A 16,367-nucleotide genomic window follows, 5' to 3' on the forward strand; every position below is an offset into this window, starting at 1 on the left:
CAACAACAATGATGAGAATGGACGTTGAACGCTCTCCTACCTACGCTCATGCGTGGAAGAGGGGGGCTTCTCGGTTTGGAATGATAAAAAAGCCGGTCCCATCAAGGGACCAGCTGTTTTCACGGCTCGCGGTCAAACAGCAAGACGCGCGCCGGGGCGGCGTCGGTGCCGACGAGTTTGAGCGGAGCGGCGACCATGAAATAGCGGCCTTCGGGGACGTCTTTCAGCCGCAGCCCTTCGATGACGATGACACCGGCGCCAAACAGCGTTTTATGGGTTGGGTGGCCTTCTTGCGCCCGCTCGATGCCAAGGGCGTCGATGCCGACGCCGCGGATCCGTTTGCCGGCCAAATAACGGGCCGCGTCTTCGGCGACGAAAATAAACTCGAAATGGAACGCATCCTCAAACGAATTTTTCGTTTTGAACAAAACGAAGTCGCCTTCTTGAATGTCAAGGTGGGCGATATCGTCTTTCGTGATCCGGTCGTTGACATGCGTCAAATCGAACAGCTTGCACGGGCCGACGAGGTCGTTCAATGGAATCGTTTCAAACGTCGCCCCGCCTTCGACCATATGGAGGGGCGCGTCAATGTGCGTGCCGGTGTGCACGTCCATGTCAATGCGCGATTCGGTCACATAGCCGTTTGTGACGGTGGTGCGTTTCGGCTGTTTTTCCGGTTTGTTTTTGTATACCGGCATGCCTTCGTAAATCGGGGCGGTGACGTCATACACCTTCATCGTTCATTCGCTCCTTTGCATGAGGGATAAAGGGGCAAGCGCCCCATGTTGGTTTGTCAAAGAGGACGCGATGGGCGCAACAGGCGGGCCATCGCGTCTTTACGAACGCGGATGCTCGATCGGCCACCAGTGGAAGCCGTCTTTTTTGAGCAGCTCGTCCGCAGCCGCCGGGCCCATGGAGCCAGCCGCGTAGTTCGGAAAGTCGGCAGCTTTTGTGTTCGCCCACACCTCAGAAATCGGGTCGACAAACTGCCATGACGCTGCTACCTCATCCCAATGGGTGAAGTTTGTCGCATCGCCGCGCATGCAGTCGTACAGCAGCTTTTCGTATGCTTCCGGCGTGTTGATCCCGTCGATGCAGTTGTTGCAATAGTCGAGTTGAAATGGAGCTGTTATGGTCGTCGATTCCCCGGTTTTTTTGCCGTTTAAATGAAGGGTGATCCCTTCGTCCGGCTGGATGTGGATGACGAGCAAGTTCGGGGCGATCGTCTCATTCGTCCGGTAATACAAGTTCATCGGTACATCTTTAAATTGGACGACGATTTTCGTCGATTTTTCCGCCATCCGTTTGCCGGTGCGAATGTAAAACGGCACGCCGGCCCAACGGAAGTTGTCGATCAGGAGTTTTCCAGCGACGAACGTTTCCGTGTTCGAGTCCGGATCGACGTTTGGCTCCTCGCGGTACGCCGGCACGTTTTTGCCGTGGATCACCCCGCGCCCGTATTGGCCGCGCACGAAATAGCGGTCGACTTCATCGTGCGCAATCGGGCGCAAGGCGCGCAACACTTTCACTTTTTCATGGCGGATGTCATCGGTCGTCAATTTAATCGGCGGTTCCATCGCCAAAAGAGCGACCATTTGCAGCATATGGTTTTGCACCATGTCGCGCAGCGCCCCGGAATGGTCGTAGTAGCGGCCGCGGTCTTCGACGCCGAGCGTTTCGCTCGATGTGATTTGAATGTTGGCGATGAACCGGTTGTTCCAAAGCGGCTCGAAAATGGCGTTTGAAAAGCGGATGACCTCGATGTTTTGCACCATTTCTTTGCCGAGGTAATGGTCGATCCGGTAAATTTCCCGCTCGGAAAAGACGCGGCGAATCTCGTCATTCAGCTTCTCGGCGCTCGCCAAGTCGTGCCCGAACGGCTTTTCGATGACGAGCCGCTTAAAGCCGCGCGTTTCCGTCAATCCTTCCGACTGCAAGCGGGAAGTAACGGTGCCGAAAAATTCCGGCGCCATCGCCAAGTAAAAGATGCGGTTGCCTTCGGTCTCGTATGTGCCGTCGAGCTGTTCAAGGAGCGACTTTAAGCGCTGGTACGACTCGGCTTCCGTCACGTCGAACGGATGGTAATAGAAATGGGAGGTGAATCGGCCGTCGGCGAGCTTTTGGTGAAACGCCGTTTCGACCGAGTCGCGCACATAGTTCCGGAACTCGTCGGCCGACAACGGGCGGCGCGCGACGCCGACGACAGCGAATTGCTCGTTCAAATGCCCTTTTTCATACAGGCGGTAAAGGGACGGAAACAGTTTCCGTTTCGCCAAATCTCCCGTCGCTCCGAAAATGACGATGATCGATTTCGGATTCATGTTGTCCACCGTATGTACCTCGCTTTAGCCAAATTTGTCTCTTCAATGAAACCATTGTAGAGGTTTGCCGGTCGGAACGCAAACACTTTGTTGCTTTCCGGCGGGAAAGCGTTTATGTTCATGAAAGAGCCGGGCGCCAACCCGGCGTTTTTGAGCGCAAAAGAAAGTTGAAAAGCCGTTCCGACATTGGTACGCTAACAACAGGCAATGTTGAGCGAGAAAAAGGAGTGAAGCGCGTTGGAACTGTTGTTTTTAGGCACGGGTGCCGGCGTGCCGGCCAAAGAGCGCAACGTATCGTCCGTGGCCCTGCAGCTGCTTGGCGAACGCGGGGCGACATGGCTGTTTGACTGCGGCGAAGCGACGCAGCATCAAATTTTGCATACCGCCATTCGCCCGCGCCGCATCGAGCATATTTTTATTACTCACTTGCATGGCGACCATTTGTTCGGCTTGCCTGGACTGCTAGGCAGCCGTTCGTTTCAAAGCGGCGAGACGCCGCTTACAGTCTTTGGCCCGAGCGGTCTGCGCGCGTTTGTCGAAACGGCCCTTGCCGTCAGCGGGACAAAGCTCCGGTATGAACTGAACATTGTTGAGATCGATGAGGGCGTCATTTTTGACGACGACCGATTTACCGTCATTGCCAAGCGTCTCGACCATGGCATGACGTCATACGGTTTCCGCGTCGTTGAAAAAGATTTGCCCGGCCCGCTGTTGGTCGAGCGATTGCAAGCACTCGGCGTCCGCCCCGGCCCGATTTATCAAGAGATCAAGCAAGGAAAAACGGTCGTGCTCGCTGACGGCACTGTGCTTGACGGGCGCGAGTTTGTCGGCCCGCCGCAAAAGGGGAGAATCGTCGCCGTGTTGGGCGACACCCGTTTTTGCGAAGCGGCGATTGAACTCGCCCGCGATGCCGATGTCATCGTCCACGAGGCGACGTTTGCCGCGGCGGAACAGCGGCTGGCCCATGACTATTTCCATTCCACGGCCACAGACGCAGCCGAGGTGGCGAGGCGGGCCGGGGCGAAGCGGCTCATTTTAACCCATATCAGCTCTCGCTACCAAGGTGCGGCGGCGTTGCAGCTCGTTGCCGAGGCGCGCAGCGTGTTTCCGAATACCGAGCTCGCCGCTGATTTCGCCTCGTTTTCGATCCCGCGCGGTTAAAACCGCCAGCCGCGCTCGTATTGGACTGGCGCCGTGATTTTTGCGCCCAGCTCTCTCGCCGCGGCGTATGGCCAATACGGGTTGCGCAGCAGCTCGCGCCCCAAAAAAACGAGATCGGCGCGGCCGTTTTGCAAAATTTCTTCCGCTTGCCAGCCGGACGTAATGAGGCCGACAGCGCCGGTCGGGATGTCCGCTTCACGGCGGATCAGTTCGGCAAACGGCACTTGGTAGCCGGGATAGACGTTCATGCGCGCCGGCACGACGGCGCCGGAGCTGACATCGACGAGGTCGACTCCTTGTTCTTTCATCCGCTTGGCGTATGGGACATAGTCTTTGGCCGTCAGCCCGTCCGGATGGTAGTCGGACGCCGAGATGCGGACAAAAAGCGGTCCGTCCCACACCTCGCGGACAGCGTCGATCACGTCGCCCAAGAAACGGTAACGGTTTTCCGGAGAGCCGCCGTACTCGTCTTGGCGCCGGTTGGAGAGCGGCGATAAAAATTCGTTAATGAGGTAGCCGTGGGCGGCATGGATTTCGATGACGTCAAAGCCGGCTTCCTTCGCGCGCCGTGCGCCGTTTTGGAACGCTTGCACCGTTTCTTCAATGTCGGCTTTCGTCATTTCTTTTGGCGTCGGCGACGAATCATCAAACGGGACGGCTGACGGAGCGATGATCTCTCCCGGCACTTGCGATTTTCTCCCCGCATGGGCAAGCTGGATGCCGATGGCCGCTCCATGCTCTTTCACAAGCCCAACGAGTTCGCGAAGCCCGGCGATATGGTCATCGCTCCAAATGCCTAAGTCGCGTTCAGAAATGCGGCCTTGCGGCGTCACGCCGGTCGCTTCAACGATAATCAAGCCGACTTGGCCGACAGCGCGAGCCGGGTAGTGGATTTTATGCCACGTGCGTACGGCGCCGTCTTTCGTGTCGCACGAATACATGCACATCGGCGACATGACAATTCGGTTTTTCAGCGTCAGCCCGCGGATTGTATACGGCGAAAACAGCATCGTGTTCATGACAAGCAGCTCCTTTCTAGGCCAATGAATGGTTCATTACTGAATGATAGCACGCTGCTTATCAAAAACAAAATAAAACGGATTGTCGCCGTGTTCGGGCTAGGCGGGAAAAGGAGCGGCGCGCTCCGGAGGTCCGCTCTTTACGCTTCGGCGATGGCAGCGAGAAGAGCGCTGCCGAGCTCTTCGGAGCGGGCCGTCGCCCGGCGGATGCAGGCGATGACCGCTTCTTGGAACCGGTATTGCTCAAGCACGCCAATGCCGGCTTCGGTCGTGCCGCCTGGGCTCGTGACTTCACGGCGCAGGACGGATGGGTGCTTGTCGGACGCTTTTAGCATCTCGGCTGCGCCGATGATCGTTTGCAAAATGAGCCGTTTGGCGACATCTCGCTCAAGGCCGATGTCGGCCGCCGCTTTTTCCATCGCTTCGACCAAGTAATACACATACGCCGGACCGCTTCCGGACAGGCCGGTGACCGCATGCAAGTCCTTCTCCGGCACAACAGCGACGATGCCGACCGTTTCAAACAGCTGTTTGGCGACCTCAAGATGTTCTTTCGCGGCGAAGCGGCCGCCGGCGATCGCGGTCGCCGATAAGCCGACGGCGGCGGATGTGTTTGGCATGGCGCGCACGACAGGGATGTTGCGTCCGGCGAGCCGTTCGATCGTCTCGGTCGTGATGCCGGCGAGCAGTGAAAGAATGAGCTGATGGGCGCGGAGGGTCGGTGCGATGGCGTTCATCGCTTCGACGACATCTTTCGGCTTCATCGCCAAAATGACGATATCCGCTTGTTTGACGGCTTCTTGCGCGCAACTCGCCGTGCAAACACCGTATTGGCGCGCCAGCTCCTCGAGCCGAGCGCGGTTTTGTCGGTTGGCGACGACAATGTGCGCCGGATGGCAAAACGCTTTCGTCATGCCGGCGATGAGCGCTTCCGCCATCGAGCCGGCGCCGATGAGCGCGATCGTTCGTTCGTTGTTCATCATTCCACTCCTCCTTGCCTTGGTGTATCCATCCAAAAGAAAAAGGTTTCCCGTCCTGCAAAAGGACGGAAAACCTTCGTTTCCGCGGTACCACCTTTTTTGGCCCGATTTGGCCCAAGCGCCAAACAGACCCGACTCTGCCCCGATAACGCCGGGGAGGCGTTTAGGTTGGCCTAACAGCTCCTAGGGTAGGTTCAACCGCAAAGAGGGCCGCAAAGCCTTCCAGCCGCGGGCTTCGCTCTCTGGTGCCGTTTGCGGTTTACTGGCCCTGTTCATCGCCGGTTTGCCGTATCCGTGATGTTATTAGTCATTATGCCGCGGGACAGGCGCTGTTGTCAAGAGAGGAGAGCGAATTTTTTTGCAATTTCGTCGTGCGGAAGAAAAAGGCATGACAAATGGATGAAATCGGTGTAAACTGTAAAATAAAATATAATGAATAACTATTCATTTTGACTGATGAAACGGTTCGAACGGGATGGTTCATGAACTTGAGGAAAGAAGGGAACGCAATGAACGAGGAACGAGTGTATCGGATCACGGTGCCGACGCCGTTTCCGGTCGGCGATGTGCATATGTACGTGATCGCCGGCGATCGGTTGACACTGGTCGATGCCGGAGTGAAAACAGAGGAAGCGTGGCAGATGTTTGTAAAGCAGCTTGGCGAGGTCGGTTATGCGCCAGAGGATATTGAACAAATCGTCATTACTCACCATCATCCGGATCATGTCGGCTTGCTTGATTATTTTCCGCATGCGCCGATCATCGGCCATCCGAAAGCGGATCCGTTTTTGCGCCGCGAACGTTCGTTTATGGAGCGGTACGTCCAATTTTTTCAGGAATTTTTTACGGAATGCGGCGTCGACCGCCGTTTGTTCAGTCAGCTGTCCAAAGAAGGCGGATCGCTTCGCTACGCAAGCCGGCGCGGGCTTGACATCATGGTGACGGAAGGGGACGCGGTGCCGGGGATGCCCGGGTGGCAGGTCATCGAAACGCCGGGGCATGCGCAAAGCCATATCGCCCTCTACCGCGAGGCGGACGGATTGCTGATCGGCGGCGATCATTTGCTTGTTCATATTTCCCCGAATCCAATGATGGAGCCGCCGGCGGAAGGGGAGACGGGACGGCCGAAACCGTTGTTGCAATACAACGAGTCGCTGCAAAAAATGCTGCAATACGATATCGTTCGCTCGCTAAACGGCCATGGCGACGATGCGACCGATATTCCGGCGCTCGTTCGCGAGCGGCTGGGTAAGCAGCGCCAGCGCGCCGAGCGGGTGCTCGAAATGGTGAAAGAACGCCCGCATACGGTGTTTGACGTTTGTCAAAAGCTGTTCCCGACCGCTTACGAACGCCAGCTCATGCTGACGATGTCGGAGACAATCGGCCAGCTTGATTATCTCGAGGCGAACGGGTATGTGACGAAAAAACAGGAAGCCGGCCGATACGTTTACGAAGCGGCGGGGGTGTCGGTGTGCGGCTGAAGGGGCGCCATGTTGTCATTACCGGAGCGTCGGGAGGAATTGGCGAGCAAATCGCCTATGAAGCGGCGCGCCAAGGGGCGGTGCCGGTGCTCTTGGCGCGCAGTGAAGAAAGGCTGAAAGAAGCGAGCGCGCGGATCGAAGCGCAAACCGGCATTCGCGCCCCGTATGCATCGCTTGATGTCAGCGACCGCGGCATGATCGAGGCGGTCGTTTCCCAGCTTATTGCGGACCTTGGCGCGATCGATGTGTTGGTCAACAACGCCGGGTTTGGCGTCTTTCGCTATGTCGAGGACATCGACTTGGATGAAATGGAGAGGATGTTTGCCGTCAACGTCTTCGGCCTCATCGCCTGCACGAAGGCGGTGTATTCTCATATGAAAGAGAGAGGAAGCGGCCATATTATCAACATTGCGTCGCAAGCCGGCAAAATCGCGACGCCGAAGTCGAGCGTCTATTCCGCGACGAAACACGCGGTCGTTGGCTTTACCGACAGCCTCCGCCTCGAGGCGGGGCGCTTTGGCATTTTTGTCACGGCCGTCAATCCGGGGCCGGTGGAGACAAACTTTTTTTCGACCGCTGATGAATCGGGAGAGTATGTGCGCAATGTCTCGCGTTGGATGTTAAGGCCGGAGGCGGTGGCGAAGCGCGTTGTTGCCGCGATGATGACGCCAACGCGCGAAGTGAACATGCCGCGCTGGATGGATCTCGGCAGCCGCCTGTACCGGCTCGCTCCGGGTTTGGTGGAAAAGGTGGCAAAGCGGGCGTTTTTCCAAAAGTAAGCGAGGGTGTCCCAAATGTAAGGGGCACCCTTTCTGATCATCGTATAGACGCGCGAAACGCCTTTACAAAATATGATATCCTTCTTGAAGAAAGATGGCCTTTGGGGCCAGCCCCGTGTTCGTTTGACACGAGCCGGGTCAAGCGCTGGTGATGAACCGGTAGACTATGTCATGGACAAGTTCATAGATGTCCGCGTTTGGCTGCCGTTCTTTGGCGGCGGCAATGCGAGTGCAAAGCTCGCGCCAGTCGTCTTCGCCAAGCGGCATCATGTCATCATCATAGCCATAATACCGCAGGCAGTTGCGTACTTGTTTTTGCAGCCATCGTTCATCCATTGACCTCACCGTCCGTCGCTATTCAGTGGGCTCCGGTGACGGGGCGCGGACAACGGATTGAAAGCGGCCTTTGTGCGAACCGTCGCAAAACGGTTTGTTATTCGACAGCCCGCAACGGCAGAGCGAAAACGTTTGTTTTGTCACAAACGGCTTTCCTTCTCCGTCGAGCAGTTCAACATCACCGGTGACGCGCAGCGAGCCGTTGTCGTTCACTTTGATTTGCACTTTTGCCATCACTTTTTCCTCCTTGCTTTGTTTTGACAGTTTCTTATGTTGGCAGGTAAAATAAAAGAAAATCAAAGGGAAAAAGGAGCCAGCTATGAGCCTATACATCACGTTTACGGATGCAGCCAAACGGGCGCTTGCCTCTATTGTAGCGGAATCCGGACGGCAGTTAAAGCTGATGTTTGATACTGACGGCTGCGGCTGTTTGGTCGACGGCGTGCCGGCGCTATGGCTTGTCGACAAAGCCGATGAAGATGATGTCGTCGTCGAGACGAATTTCGTGCCGGTGCTCGTGGAACGGTCGCGGCTCATCTTTTTTGATGAAACGATGACGATTGACGTCAAGCCGGGAACGACCGTTTTTCAGCTCAAAAGCCCAGGGCAAACGTTGAATGGGCATATGCCGCTTGTGGAGGTGAAATCCGGCCATGAACGGTAAGCTGCAGCAGCTTGTAAAGACGGCGAAGCAAAAAACATGGGTGTCGTTCACCCATGAAAACGATCCGTACAGCTTGCTTCATTGGTCGGTCGCCGGCCCGTATCATGAAGCGAAAGACGTCTGGTTGCTGCAAAACGAAATGACGTTTGAAACGAAAGAGTTTCCGACGCTGGAGGCGGCGATCGCCTGGCTTGGCGAACATATGCCGCACATCACCGAGGTGTTGTAAAGGGGCCGCCCCCATAGCCATCAAGTGAAGCCTTGGAGCGAGTAGCTCCAAGGCTTCACTTTTCATCTTTGGAGGCTGTGACCGTGAGAATATATAAAGATAGGCATGCCAAATACACCTTCCCTATAGAAGGTTTTTTTCATGGTATATGAGGCGGGAATTTCTTATGACACCGGCATGATGACCAAACTCTCGATAATGTCTAAAGCGCTCTTTTTTGTATAACGCCTTGATTTTTTTCCGTGTTGAGCGATGATGTCACACAGTTTTAAAAGGAGTTGGACAACTAACTCCTCAGAACACCATAAGGCTTGAAAGAAATCCATACCGAACTCCTTGATCATACTCATCGCCTTATATTCGCTCAATTCCTTTTTCTGTTTTCGATAGAGCCATTCCCGCATTTTAAACATGACAGTGGAGCTGATCAATAAGGCAATCAACGTTCCATACAGGTGGCACTGAAAGCGAGCCCCTTTCATCGGTTTGAATCGATGAATGTGAAACAGGGATTTCCATGTCTTAAATACCACTTCAATTTGCCAGCGAAGAGAATACAGCGTATGAATTTCGTGCAAAGAGGTATAAATCGCTGGAATATTGGTGATATATACATATATTGAGTGGGGGCGTCGCGTCACGTACGCGGCCCCTTTTCGTTTCGCCTTCTGTTTCCATTGTCCTTCCTTCTGTCGCTCCTGTTCTTCGGTCAGCCGATACACAATGAGCCGCGGTTGATGAACTTTCTTTCCACTGACATACGCATGTTCCAGTTCCATGGTTTCTCCGGGTTGTAACACCGCAAGGAAATCCTCTGGTTCCCATTTTCGAAATCGGTCTCCTTCTTTTTGGTAAATCCCTACATTGTGTTTGAGCCGKGAAATATAAAAGGCTCCGGCGTCATGAATGGCTTGCAATCCCTCAAGCGAAAAATAGCCTAAGTCTTTCAAACAAAGGTCTCCCTCTTGGATGGTCGATAGAAGGGACGCTCCGTAGGCGGCGTCGTGATGACGGGCATCTTCGACRTCCRCATGGAGAAMCTTCCCTTCTAGCCATTCATATTCTAGCTGAATTTTCACCCCAGGCCCCGTACATCCCTCGTAAATCCCCCGGATTTCAGGAGGCAGTTGAAACGACGTGGAATCGAGAATGCGAATCCGGCGAAACAGCGAATGTCTTTGACATAAGTGACGGGCYTCCTGAGTCTGATGAATGAGCAGTTTTTCAAACACCGCTTTGAGGAAACTCACCGCTTTTTCATTAAACCGTTGATTGAGCCCTTCCGCACTCAGAGAGGTGTTTTGCTTGAGAGCTAGAGCACTGCAAAGCTGCACCAATGATTTTTGACCGCCTCCTTCCTGGAGAAATGTGCAAAGTGCCACGAAATCATGGGCGCGTAACTTCCCCTTTCGTTGAATAAATTGATGATCTCGGGCCATATGTTCAAGTTCTTCGCACGATAACACGCTTCTTAATCCGTCTAAAAAACAATGCCATTCTTCTTGGAGAGATAAGGACGTCTTCAAAAAAGGGTCTTCACCATTTTCTGTGATTTCCACTCAATCCCAGAAACATGTTAGCTGGATGAAATAGGTTCATCAGTCAGGATCCTTCTTCCGCATACAGACCACGAAGTTGGTAGAATGGAAACAGTCAAGTGCTTTCCTTGACGGGTTCCATTCTACCAACTATCATACCGATAGCGGAAGAAGGGAGCGCTTAAGCAACCTGACTACCTGTAGTGTTCCCTGTACACTCCAGAAATACACGCAAACGAAACCGTTCTAGATTTCGATAGCCATATGCCCGGCGTTTGATGTTTTTGATCTTGTGATTCGTCCCCTCGATTCGGGCATTGGTATATGGGCACAAAAAGTAGGAAAGAATAGGCTCCTTCCACCTTTCAAGCGTGTTGGCTGCTTCCTGAAAAGAAGCAAAAGGGCTCTGTTTGGCTAACTKAATCCATTCTTCCAAGCGTTCCTTTGCTTCGTTATATCCATCGGTTCGGTAAAAATCCCGAAACAACTCTTTCAGATAATAAGCAATGGAAAGTGCCGGATACTCCTCCAAGATATCGTCTAATCGAAGCCGTTGGTCCTTACGAAGCTTTTCACAGCCTTTCAAGAGAAGATATCGAGCCTTTTTCAATGGAGAAAATTCCTTTCTTGCTTGATCCAAGGCTTGTGTCACTTTTTGAACCACATGGTACTTATCGATGACAATCGAAGCAGATGGAAACAGGGCACGAACCGCCTTATGATAAGGTTCCCACATGTCAAGAATCACCGTTTGGACCCTTTCTTTCGACAGGACATTTTGGCTCAACAAGTGGATGGCGGAGTCACATTGGCGATCGGCATGCATTCCCATGACCGATCCAGCTTTGGCATCCATCAATACGGTTTCATACTGATGTCCCTTTTTTACAGCGATTTCATCTAAGCTAAGCACCATCTCTTCTTGAGAAGATGCTTCTATCGCTGTTTGACGCTCTTTTGCTTTTTTCGATGCGATGGAGTAATAGATGCGTTCCAATGTCGTATATGGGATGCGGTGCTTTCGGCTAACCTCTTGAATGGTGGAGCCTTCACAAAGTTCATACAAGTACTCACAAAATCGATTGGTGTAGTGTTGATTGGGTTGAATCGATTCCAAAGAGGCGGAAAACACTTGGGAACAATTCCAGCACCGATAGCGCTTTACCTTTACGAACAAGTACACCGGTTGATGGAAAATCGCCAAATCCCGTACTTTTCTTGTCCGTCTGTCGTGGACAGAGGAAGTGGCAAACCCACAATGAGGGCAACGTTCCTGTGTCTCTGTTTTCTCTACATGAATCGCATAACCATAGGAAAGAAGTTCTTGTTTAATCACTTTAAATTCTGGCAATCCTAGTGGTATAGAAAGCACTTACGAGACCTCCTTAATGTTGATTTCACCGCTAACATTATTGCCAGGATCTCGTCAGTGCTTTCTCTTTTTTGTCACTAAATCACAAAATTTGGTGATGAACCAATTTTTTTATTTACAATAAATATTTTTATTTACAATAAATACTATAAATTTTATAATAAAATTCAAAGCTATCTAAAAGGAGGGAATTAATTTGAAAAAATTAAAATTTCATTTATTTAGTTTAGTGCTCCTTTTTTCATTATTTTTCTTCAATGATTTCAGCTCTGCAAAAGAAGTGGATAATACCTCAAAAAGTGAAAAATTAACAAAGCAAGAAAGAAAATATTTAAAAGATGTAACAGGACATACTGAAGAAGAAATAGATATGTTGCCTTTAGAAGTTGCAAAGCAACTCATTAAAGATAAAGCTGTCATCCAAGATTCAAAAACTGAAATATTTTCGTTCGAAAATGGAGTAAATAATTCTGGTGATTTTACAACGATGGGTACAATTTCGTCCTCAACGATGAAATTATGGGGTACAGTTTATAAAGTAACCTCTGATCGAACAAATTACGATAAATTTTATATTTATGGTAATTTCCAATGGCTAAAATCTCCTTTTTACGAACTTGTAGATAAAATGACTTTCGGTTTTCCTTCAAGTGCAGGATTTTTTCTTCCAACTAGTAATGGAAAAGTAACACAACATCAACATAGATATAGTCAAGATCCACAAGGTAATGGAAACTGGATAGATTATGCAATTGATTACTTACCTAGTGATTGGGAACCAAATGCTGGAGTTGCTGGTGAATTTGACTTAAGAAGCTCTACAGAATTTACTTTACACAAAGGATATATGGGACAATATGTTTATGTACCAACAAAAAATAATGGTACAATTAACATTAAAATTGAATATGGACACCAATTATATATTGGCGAACCTAGTGTATCAGTATTTCCAGCAGGATTATCAATAACTCCATCTAAGTCGGTAGATACTGCTTCTTACGCTTTAACACTAAGTTATTAATGATTTCAAGCCTCTCTTATGTCATGCCCACGCATCTCTGTTTGGCGCGGTCAACCTCCACGATGGCGAAACGGTGCTTCATCAAACGACCGCTGCCCATGCCGCGGCGTTCTTGGGTTTCTTGAGAATGCTCAAAGAGCGCGATCCGGATCGTCTCATGGTCTTGGTGTTGGAACACGCCTGCATTCACCATGCCAAAATGGTCAAGACGTTTTGGCGGGAAGAAGGGCCGTATTTTCCCGTTATTTCCCCTTCCTCCCTATTTGCCACAGCTGAACCCGATTGAACGCTTATGGAAATGGCTGAAAGGTGCGGCGATCGCCCATATATGTCGCAAGGATCGCAACGATATCATGCAAGCATCGCTCCGTTTGTCCACTGCATCCACGAACGTCCGGAGGAAGTGCTGCAGCGCTTAGGGTGTGGAGGATGACTGAGAAGCTAACTCTTCATGTTACATGTATATAGGGAGGATTACCCAGAAATCCTCCACTTTAAGCGTTAGCTAAGTGGGAGTGGTTCAAACTTTACAGTAAAAGGAGTTTTTTGAATGGAATATATATACTTACTTATTTTACCGATAATAGGTGTTTTGTGGTTTTTGAATTTAGCAAGCTTTTTAAAAAATTTGAACAGTGATGAAAACACACTTAATCAAACAATGATAGGAGCCGTATTAACCTTTCTCTTTGTTTTTCTATATATGTACGGGTTTTTAGGAACACATTAATATTCAATCATCCCCCTGTACAAAAAAAGATGGGACTGCCTCCACTTATCGGCTAATGCCGGTGGAAGTGGGGGATTCTTGTTTCCTTTGCAAACAAAATACTGCCGATTATCCCTTCTTTCGTGCATTTGGCCTTTGGATCCCGCTTGGCGTTCAAACAATCCGTCTTGTTAAGCATTGCCTACTCATTGAGCAAACTCTTCAATTCCGTTTCATACTTTGAAGGAACGAAACCATATTTCCCTGTTTTTTATCAAAGATAATCGTGTTATTCTTTTTAAACCAAATGTTGTAATTGAATAGCCTGTCCTTCGTTTTTTATGTTCGAGCCAAAAACGATAGTCAAGTTGACCTGCATCGACTTTGGTTGTTTTTGACCATTCTACGAATTTCATAATTTCCATTATTCTATCCTGAAAACACCAATTAACAAAAAACGATCCCCACCTAGCCTTTGGAATTAGATTCCAAAGGAAGGTATTTCAGTATATATATGGTTTMTTCATGCTACGCACTGGTCTTCTCCAGTTTCACTTCGTACCCTAACCCCTCTAGCCGTTTCACCGTTTGGCGCACGATGGCGGCCTCCCGTTGCTGATCCCAGTAATCGGCTCCCAACTCTCGATACGGTTCCTTTCGCGTTAAGACCGAATAGATGATTTCCAAGATGGTTCTCCCGACCGCGACACTCGCTCGATTCGCTCCYCTTCGTTTGGCGATCCGATGATACTTGGCTGATARGTACGTGTTCTTCGTTCGGGCGGCGGCACGGGCGCATTCCACCAGACACGCCCTCAGTTTCTTGTTCCCTTTCCTCGTTCGGCCTGACAACCGTTTCCCCGCACTCTCATGATTCCCGGGGGCCATTCCCGCCCATGAGGCTGCATGCGCGGCCGTGGGGAACCGGCTCATATCCGTCCCGATTTCCGCGATGATGTGCTCCGCGCTTTGCCGCCCCACTCCCGGAATGGTTTCCATGAGCTCCAGCGCTTCATGAAAAGGGCGCGTTCTCTCCTCGATCTCTCGACTCAACCGGGCAATCGCTTCGTCTAAATATTCAATATGTCGACATTGTTCCGAAAGCATCATGCGTTGATGCGGCCCCATGATTCCTTTCAAGGCGCGCCGGAGCTCTCCGATTTTTTGTTTCAGCCGCCCTTTGGCGAGTTGCGCCAATACCGCCGGATCGTCCGTTCCTTCGATCAGGGCCCGAAGAATCTGCTGAGCCGACACCCCGCTGATGTCCGATACAACCGAAGCCAGTTTGATGTTGGCTCCTTCCAGCACTTTTTGGATGCGGTTGAGCTCCCGAGCCCGTTCCTCGATCAAACTGCGCCGATACCGAACCAGTTCCCGAAGCTCTCGCTGAGCTCGATCCGGAATGTAACTCCCTCGGAGCAGCCCGTGGCGAAGCAAGTCCGCGATCCATTCGGCATCTTTGACATCGGTCTTTCGTCCGGGAACCACCTTGATATGTTGGGCATTGACGACCAGCACTTCGATCGACTCTCCTTCGAGGAGATTATACACTGGCTTCCAATATACGCCCGTCGACTCCATGGCAACGTGCGTCACCTTTTTTTCTTTCAGCCAATCCACCAACTCCTCGAGATCGTCGGTCAGCGTACCAAACGTGCGAATCTCTTTTCCTTCAGGGGTTAGGACACAAGCCGTGATCGATTTCTTATGCACGTCCAATCCACAACAGCGTTCATACAAGACGCGCATCGGTCTCCCTCCCTGCTTCATTCTCCAMAACAGCTGGTGCAGCAGCCTTTGTTCAAGCATTCTATCCTGYGTGCTTCCCAAAAGGGAGCGACATTCCGTGATGCACCAGGCTGCTGGGGTCCGTCTATATATCGGACTTTTACGTACCATAGATACCACGACCTCTTGACCCCAGCTGCAAGGAGACCATTCGACAGAAGGTGGTTTTCATCTTTCCGATGGTGACAAAATTTTTTTGTCATGGGAGTCTATATGCTTTTTGTATAAACTATCCTGAAAACACCAATTAACAAAAAACGATCCCCACCTAGCCTTTGGAATTAGATTCCAAATGAAGGTATTTCAGTATATATATGGTTTCTTCATGCTACGCACTTGTCTTCTCCAGTTTCACTTCGTACCCTAACCCCTCTAGCCGTTTCACCGTTTGGCGCACGATGGCGGCCTCCCGTTGCTGATCCCAGTAATCGGCTCCCAACTCTCGATACGGTTCCTTTCGCGTTAAGACCGAATAGATGATTTCCAAGATCGTTCTATCCTGAAAACACCAATTAACAAAAAACGATCCCCACCTAGCCTTTGGAATTAGATTCCAAATGAAGGTATTTCAGTATATATATGGTTTCTTCATGCTACGCACTTGTCTTCTCCAGTTTCACTTCGTACCCTAACCCCTCTAGCCGTTTCACCGTTTGGCGCACGATGGCGGCCTCCCGTTGCTGATCCCAGTAATCGGCTCCCAACTCTCGATACGGTTCCTTTCGCGTTAAGACCGAATAGATGATTTCCAAGATGGTTCTCCCGACCGCGACACTCGCYCGATTCGCTCCTCTTCGTTTGGCGATCCGATGATACTTGGCCGATAGGTACGTGTTCTTCGTTCGGGCGGCGGCRCGGGCGCATTCCACCAGACACGCCCTCAGYTTCTTGTTCCCTTTCCTCGTTCGACCTGACAAACTGGTACCCGCACTCTCATGATTCCCGGGAGCCATTCCAGCCCAKGAG

General features: G+C 51.2%; 19 protein-coding genes. 8 read left to right on the top strand and 11 right to left on the bottom strand.

Features of this window, described 5'->3' with window-relative positions; all coding sequences use genetic code 11:
• Window positions 1–119 precede the first annotated feature (119 nt).
• Window positions 120–737, bottom strand: coding sequence for a cyclase family protein (locus B1A75_RS16210; protein ID WP_074044366.1), 618 nt, complete (start codon window positions 735–737; stop codon window positions 120–122).
• A gap of 99 nt (window positions 738–836) precedes the next feature.
• Entirely contained in the window at window positions 837–2,330 is a 1,494-nt protein-coding gene (zwf, locus tag B1A75_RS16215) for a glucose-6-phosphate dehydrogenase (RefSeq protein ID WP_074044367.1), read from the bottom strand.
• A gap of 228 nt (window positions 2,331–2,558) precedes the next feature.
• On the opposite strand from zwf, the gene rnz reads away from it, so the two are divergent.
• Window positions 2,559–3,482, top strand: a complete 924-nt coding sequence (rnz, locus tag B1A75_RS16220) for a ribonuclease Z (RefSeq protein WP_074044368.1) — start codon at window positions 2,559–2,561, stop codon at window positions 3,480–3,482.
• Here the strand turns inward: rnz and namA are convergent.
• A complete protein-coding gene (gene namA, locus B1A75_RS16225) occupies window positions 3,479–4,501 on the bottom strand; it encodes an NADPH dehydrogenase NamA (RefSeq protein ID WP_074044369.1) in 1,023 nt (340 codons plus the stop codon). The two genes, rnz and namA, sit on opposite strands and share 4 nt — an antisense overlap.
• A gap of 140 nt (window positions 4,502–4,641) precedes the next feature.
• Window positions 4,642–5,481, bottom strand: coding sequence for a pyrroline-5-carboxylate reductase ProI (proI, locus tag B1A75_RS16230; protein ID WP_074044393.1), 840 nt, complete (start codon window positions 5,479–5,481; stop codon window positions 4,642–4,644).
• A gap of 509 nt (window positions 5,482–5,990) precedes the next feature.
• Here proI and B1A75_RS16235 point away from each other — a divergent pair.
• Both B1A75_RS16235 and B1A75_RS16240 read left to right on the top strand, forming a co-directional pair.
• On the top strand, window positions 5,991–6,962 hold the full coding sequence (locus B1A75_RS16235; protein WP_074044394.1) for an MBL fold metallo-hydrolase: 972 nt from the start codon (window positions 5,991–5,993) through the stop codon (window positions 6,960–6,962).
• A complete protein-coding gene (locus tag B1A75_RS16240; RefSeq protein WP_074044370.1) occupies window positions 6,953–7,741 on the top strand; it encodes an SDR family NAD(P)-dependent oxidoreductase in 789 nt (262 codons plus the stop codon). Before B1A75_RS16235 ends, B1A75_RS16240 begins: the two co-directional genes overlap by 10 nt.
• Before the next feature lie 138 nt (window positions 7,742–7,879).
• Here the strand turns inward: B1A75_RS16240 and B1A75_RS16245 are convergent, their stop codons facing one another.
• Together B1A75_RS16245 and B1A75_RS16250 are read right to left on the bottom strand one after the other, a co-directional pair.
• Window positions 7,880–8,077, bottom strand: a complete 198-nt coding sequence (locus B1A75_RS16245; RefSeq protein ID WP_079936517.1) for a YqzH family protein — start codon at window positions 8,075–8,077, stop codon at window positions 7,880–7,882.
• An 18-nt stretch (window positions 8,078–8,095) separates the two neighbouring features.
• Window positions 8,096–8,311, bottom strand: coding sequence for a CDGSH iron-sulfur domain-containing protein (locus tag B1A75_RS16250; protein WP_074044372.1), 216 nt, complete (start codon window positions 8,309–8,311; stop codon window positions 8,096–8,098).
• An 85-nt stretch (window positions 8,312–8,396) separates the two neighbouring features.
• On the opposite strand from B1A75_RS16250, the gene B1A75_RS16255 reads away from it, so the two are divergent.
• The gene (locus B1A75_RS16255; RefSeq protein WP_074044373.1) at window positions 8,397–8,741 is read left to right on the top strand and encodes an iron-sulfur cluster biosynthesis family protein; all 345 of its coding nucleotides are present in this window, start codon (window positions 8,397–8,399) and stop codon (window positions 8,739–8,741) included.
• Window positions 8,731–8,970 (top strand): YqkC family protein, encoded by a 240-nt coding sequence (locus B1A75_RS16260; protein WP_074044374.1) that lies wholly within the window; start codon window positions 8,731–8,733, stop codon window positions 8,968–8,970. Before B1A75_RS16255 ends, B1A75_RS16260 begins: the two co-directional genes overlap by 11 nt.
• Window positions 8,971–9,134: 164 nt before the next feature.
• Here B1A75_RS16260 and B1A75_RS16265 read toward each other — a convergent pair whose 3' ends face one another.
• Window positions 9,135–10,496 (bottom strand): IS4 family transposase, encoded by a 1,362-nt coding sequence (locus B1A75_RS16265; protein WP_079936518.1) that lies wholly within the window; start codon window positions 10,494–10,496, stop codon window positions 9,135–9,137.
• Between the two features lie 193 nt (window positions 10,497–10,689).
• Window positions 10,690–11,880 (bottom strand): ISL3 family transposase, encoded by a 1,191-nt coding sequence (locus B1A75_RS16270; protein ID WP_079936519.1) that lies wholly within the window; start codon window positions 11,878–11,880, stop codon window positions 10,690–10,692.
• Window positions 11,881–12,076: 196 nt separating this feature from the next.
• Here B1A75_RS16270 and B1A75_RS16275 point away from each other — a divergent pair, with 196 nt between their 5' ends.
• The 3 genes from B1A75_RS16275 to B1A75_RS20680 all read left to right on the top strand — a co-directional run bounded on the left by B1A75_RS16275 (window position 12,077) and on the right by B1A75_RS20680 (window position 13,323).
• Window positions 12,077–12,904 (top strand): hypothetical protein, encoded by an 828-nt coding sequence (locus tag B1A75_RS16275; RefSeq protein ID WP_074044284.1) that lies wholly within the window; start codon window positions 12,077–12,079, stop codon window positions 12,902–12,904.
• A 73-nt stretch (window positions 12,905–12,977) separates the two neighbouring features.
• Window positions 12,978–13,190, top strand: coding sequence for a hypothetical protein (locus tag B1A75_RS20675; protein WP_289668591.1), 213 nt, complete (start codon window positions 12,978–12,980; stop codon window positions 13,188–13,190).
• Window positions 13,096–13,323, top strand: coding sequence for a transposase (locus B1A75_RS20680; RefSeq protein WP_368483960.1), 228 nt, complete (start codon window positions 13,096–13,098; stop codon window positions 13,321–13,323). Before B1A75_RS20675 ends, B1A75_RS20680 begins: the two co-directional genes overlap by 95 nt.
• Before the next feature lie 818 nt (window positions 13,324–14,141).
• Here B1A75_RS20680 and B1A75_RS16295 read toward each other — a convergent pair.
• The 3 genes from B1A75_RS16295 to B1A75_RS16300 all read right to left on the bottom strand — a co-directional run.
• Window positions 14,142–15,362, bottom strand: a complete 1,221-nt coding sequence (locus B1A75_RS16295) for an IS110 family RNA-guided transposase (RefSeq protein WP_079936520.1) — start codon at window positions 15,360–15,362, stop codon at window positions 14,142–14,144.
• A 367-nt stretch (window positions 15,363–15,729) separates the two neighbouring features.
• Complete coding sequence (locus B1A75_RS19535) at window positions 15,730–15,888, bottom strand: hypothetical protein (protein WP_254866650.1); 159 nt, start codon at window positions 15,886–15,888, stop codon at window positions 15,730–15,732.
• 106 nt (window positions 15,889–15,994) lie between these two features.
• The coding region (locus B1A75_RS16300; protein WP_139761751.1) for a transposase at window positions 15,995–16,367 on the bottom strand (373 nt) is incomplete at its 5' end.

This window comes from Geobacillus sp. LEMMY01 (assembly GCF_002042905.1).
GTDB lineage: Bacteria > Bacillota > Bacilli > Bacillales > Anoxybacillaceae > Geobacillus > Geobacillus proteiniphilus.

Bases quoted from the DNA above. Each gene is read 5' to 3' on its own strand.
- B1A75_RS16210 (WP_074044366.1), bottom strand. From the start codon at position 737: ATGAAGGTGTATGACGTCACCGCCCCGATTTACGAAGGCATGCCGGTA.
- namA (WP_074044369.1), bottom strand. From the start codon at position 4,501: ATGAACACGATGCTGTTTTCGCCGTATACAATCCGCGGGCTGACGCTG.
- proI (WP_074044393.1), bottom strand. From the start codon at position 5,481: ATGAACAACGAACGAACGATCGCGCTCATCGGCGCCGGCTCGATGGCG.
- B1A75_RS16235 (WP_074044394.1), top strand. From the start codon at position 5,991: ATGAACGAGGAACGAGTGTATCGGATCACGGTGCCGACGCCGTTTCCG.
- B1A75_RS16245 (WP_079936517.1), bottom strand. From the start codon at position 8,077: ATGGATGAACGATGGCTGCAAAAACAAGTACGCAACTGCCTGCGGTAT.
- B1A75_RS16250 (WP_074044372.1), bottom strand. From the start codon at position 8,311: ATGGCAAAAGTGCAAATCAAAGTGAACGACAACGGCTCGCTGCGCGTC.
- B1A75_RS16255 (WP_074044373.1), top strand. From the start codon at position 8,397: ATGAGCCTATACATCACGTTTACGGATGCAGCCAAACGGGCGCTTGCC.
- B1A75_RS16260 (WP_074044374.1), top strand. From the start codon at position 8,731: ATGAACGGTAAGCTGCAGCAGCTTGTAAAGACGGCGAAGCAAAAAACA.
- B1A75_RS20680 (WP_368483960.1), top strand. From the start codon at position 13,096: ATGCCAAAATGGTCAAGACGTTTTGGCGGGAAGAAGGGCCGTATTTTC.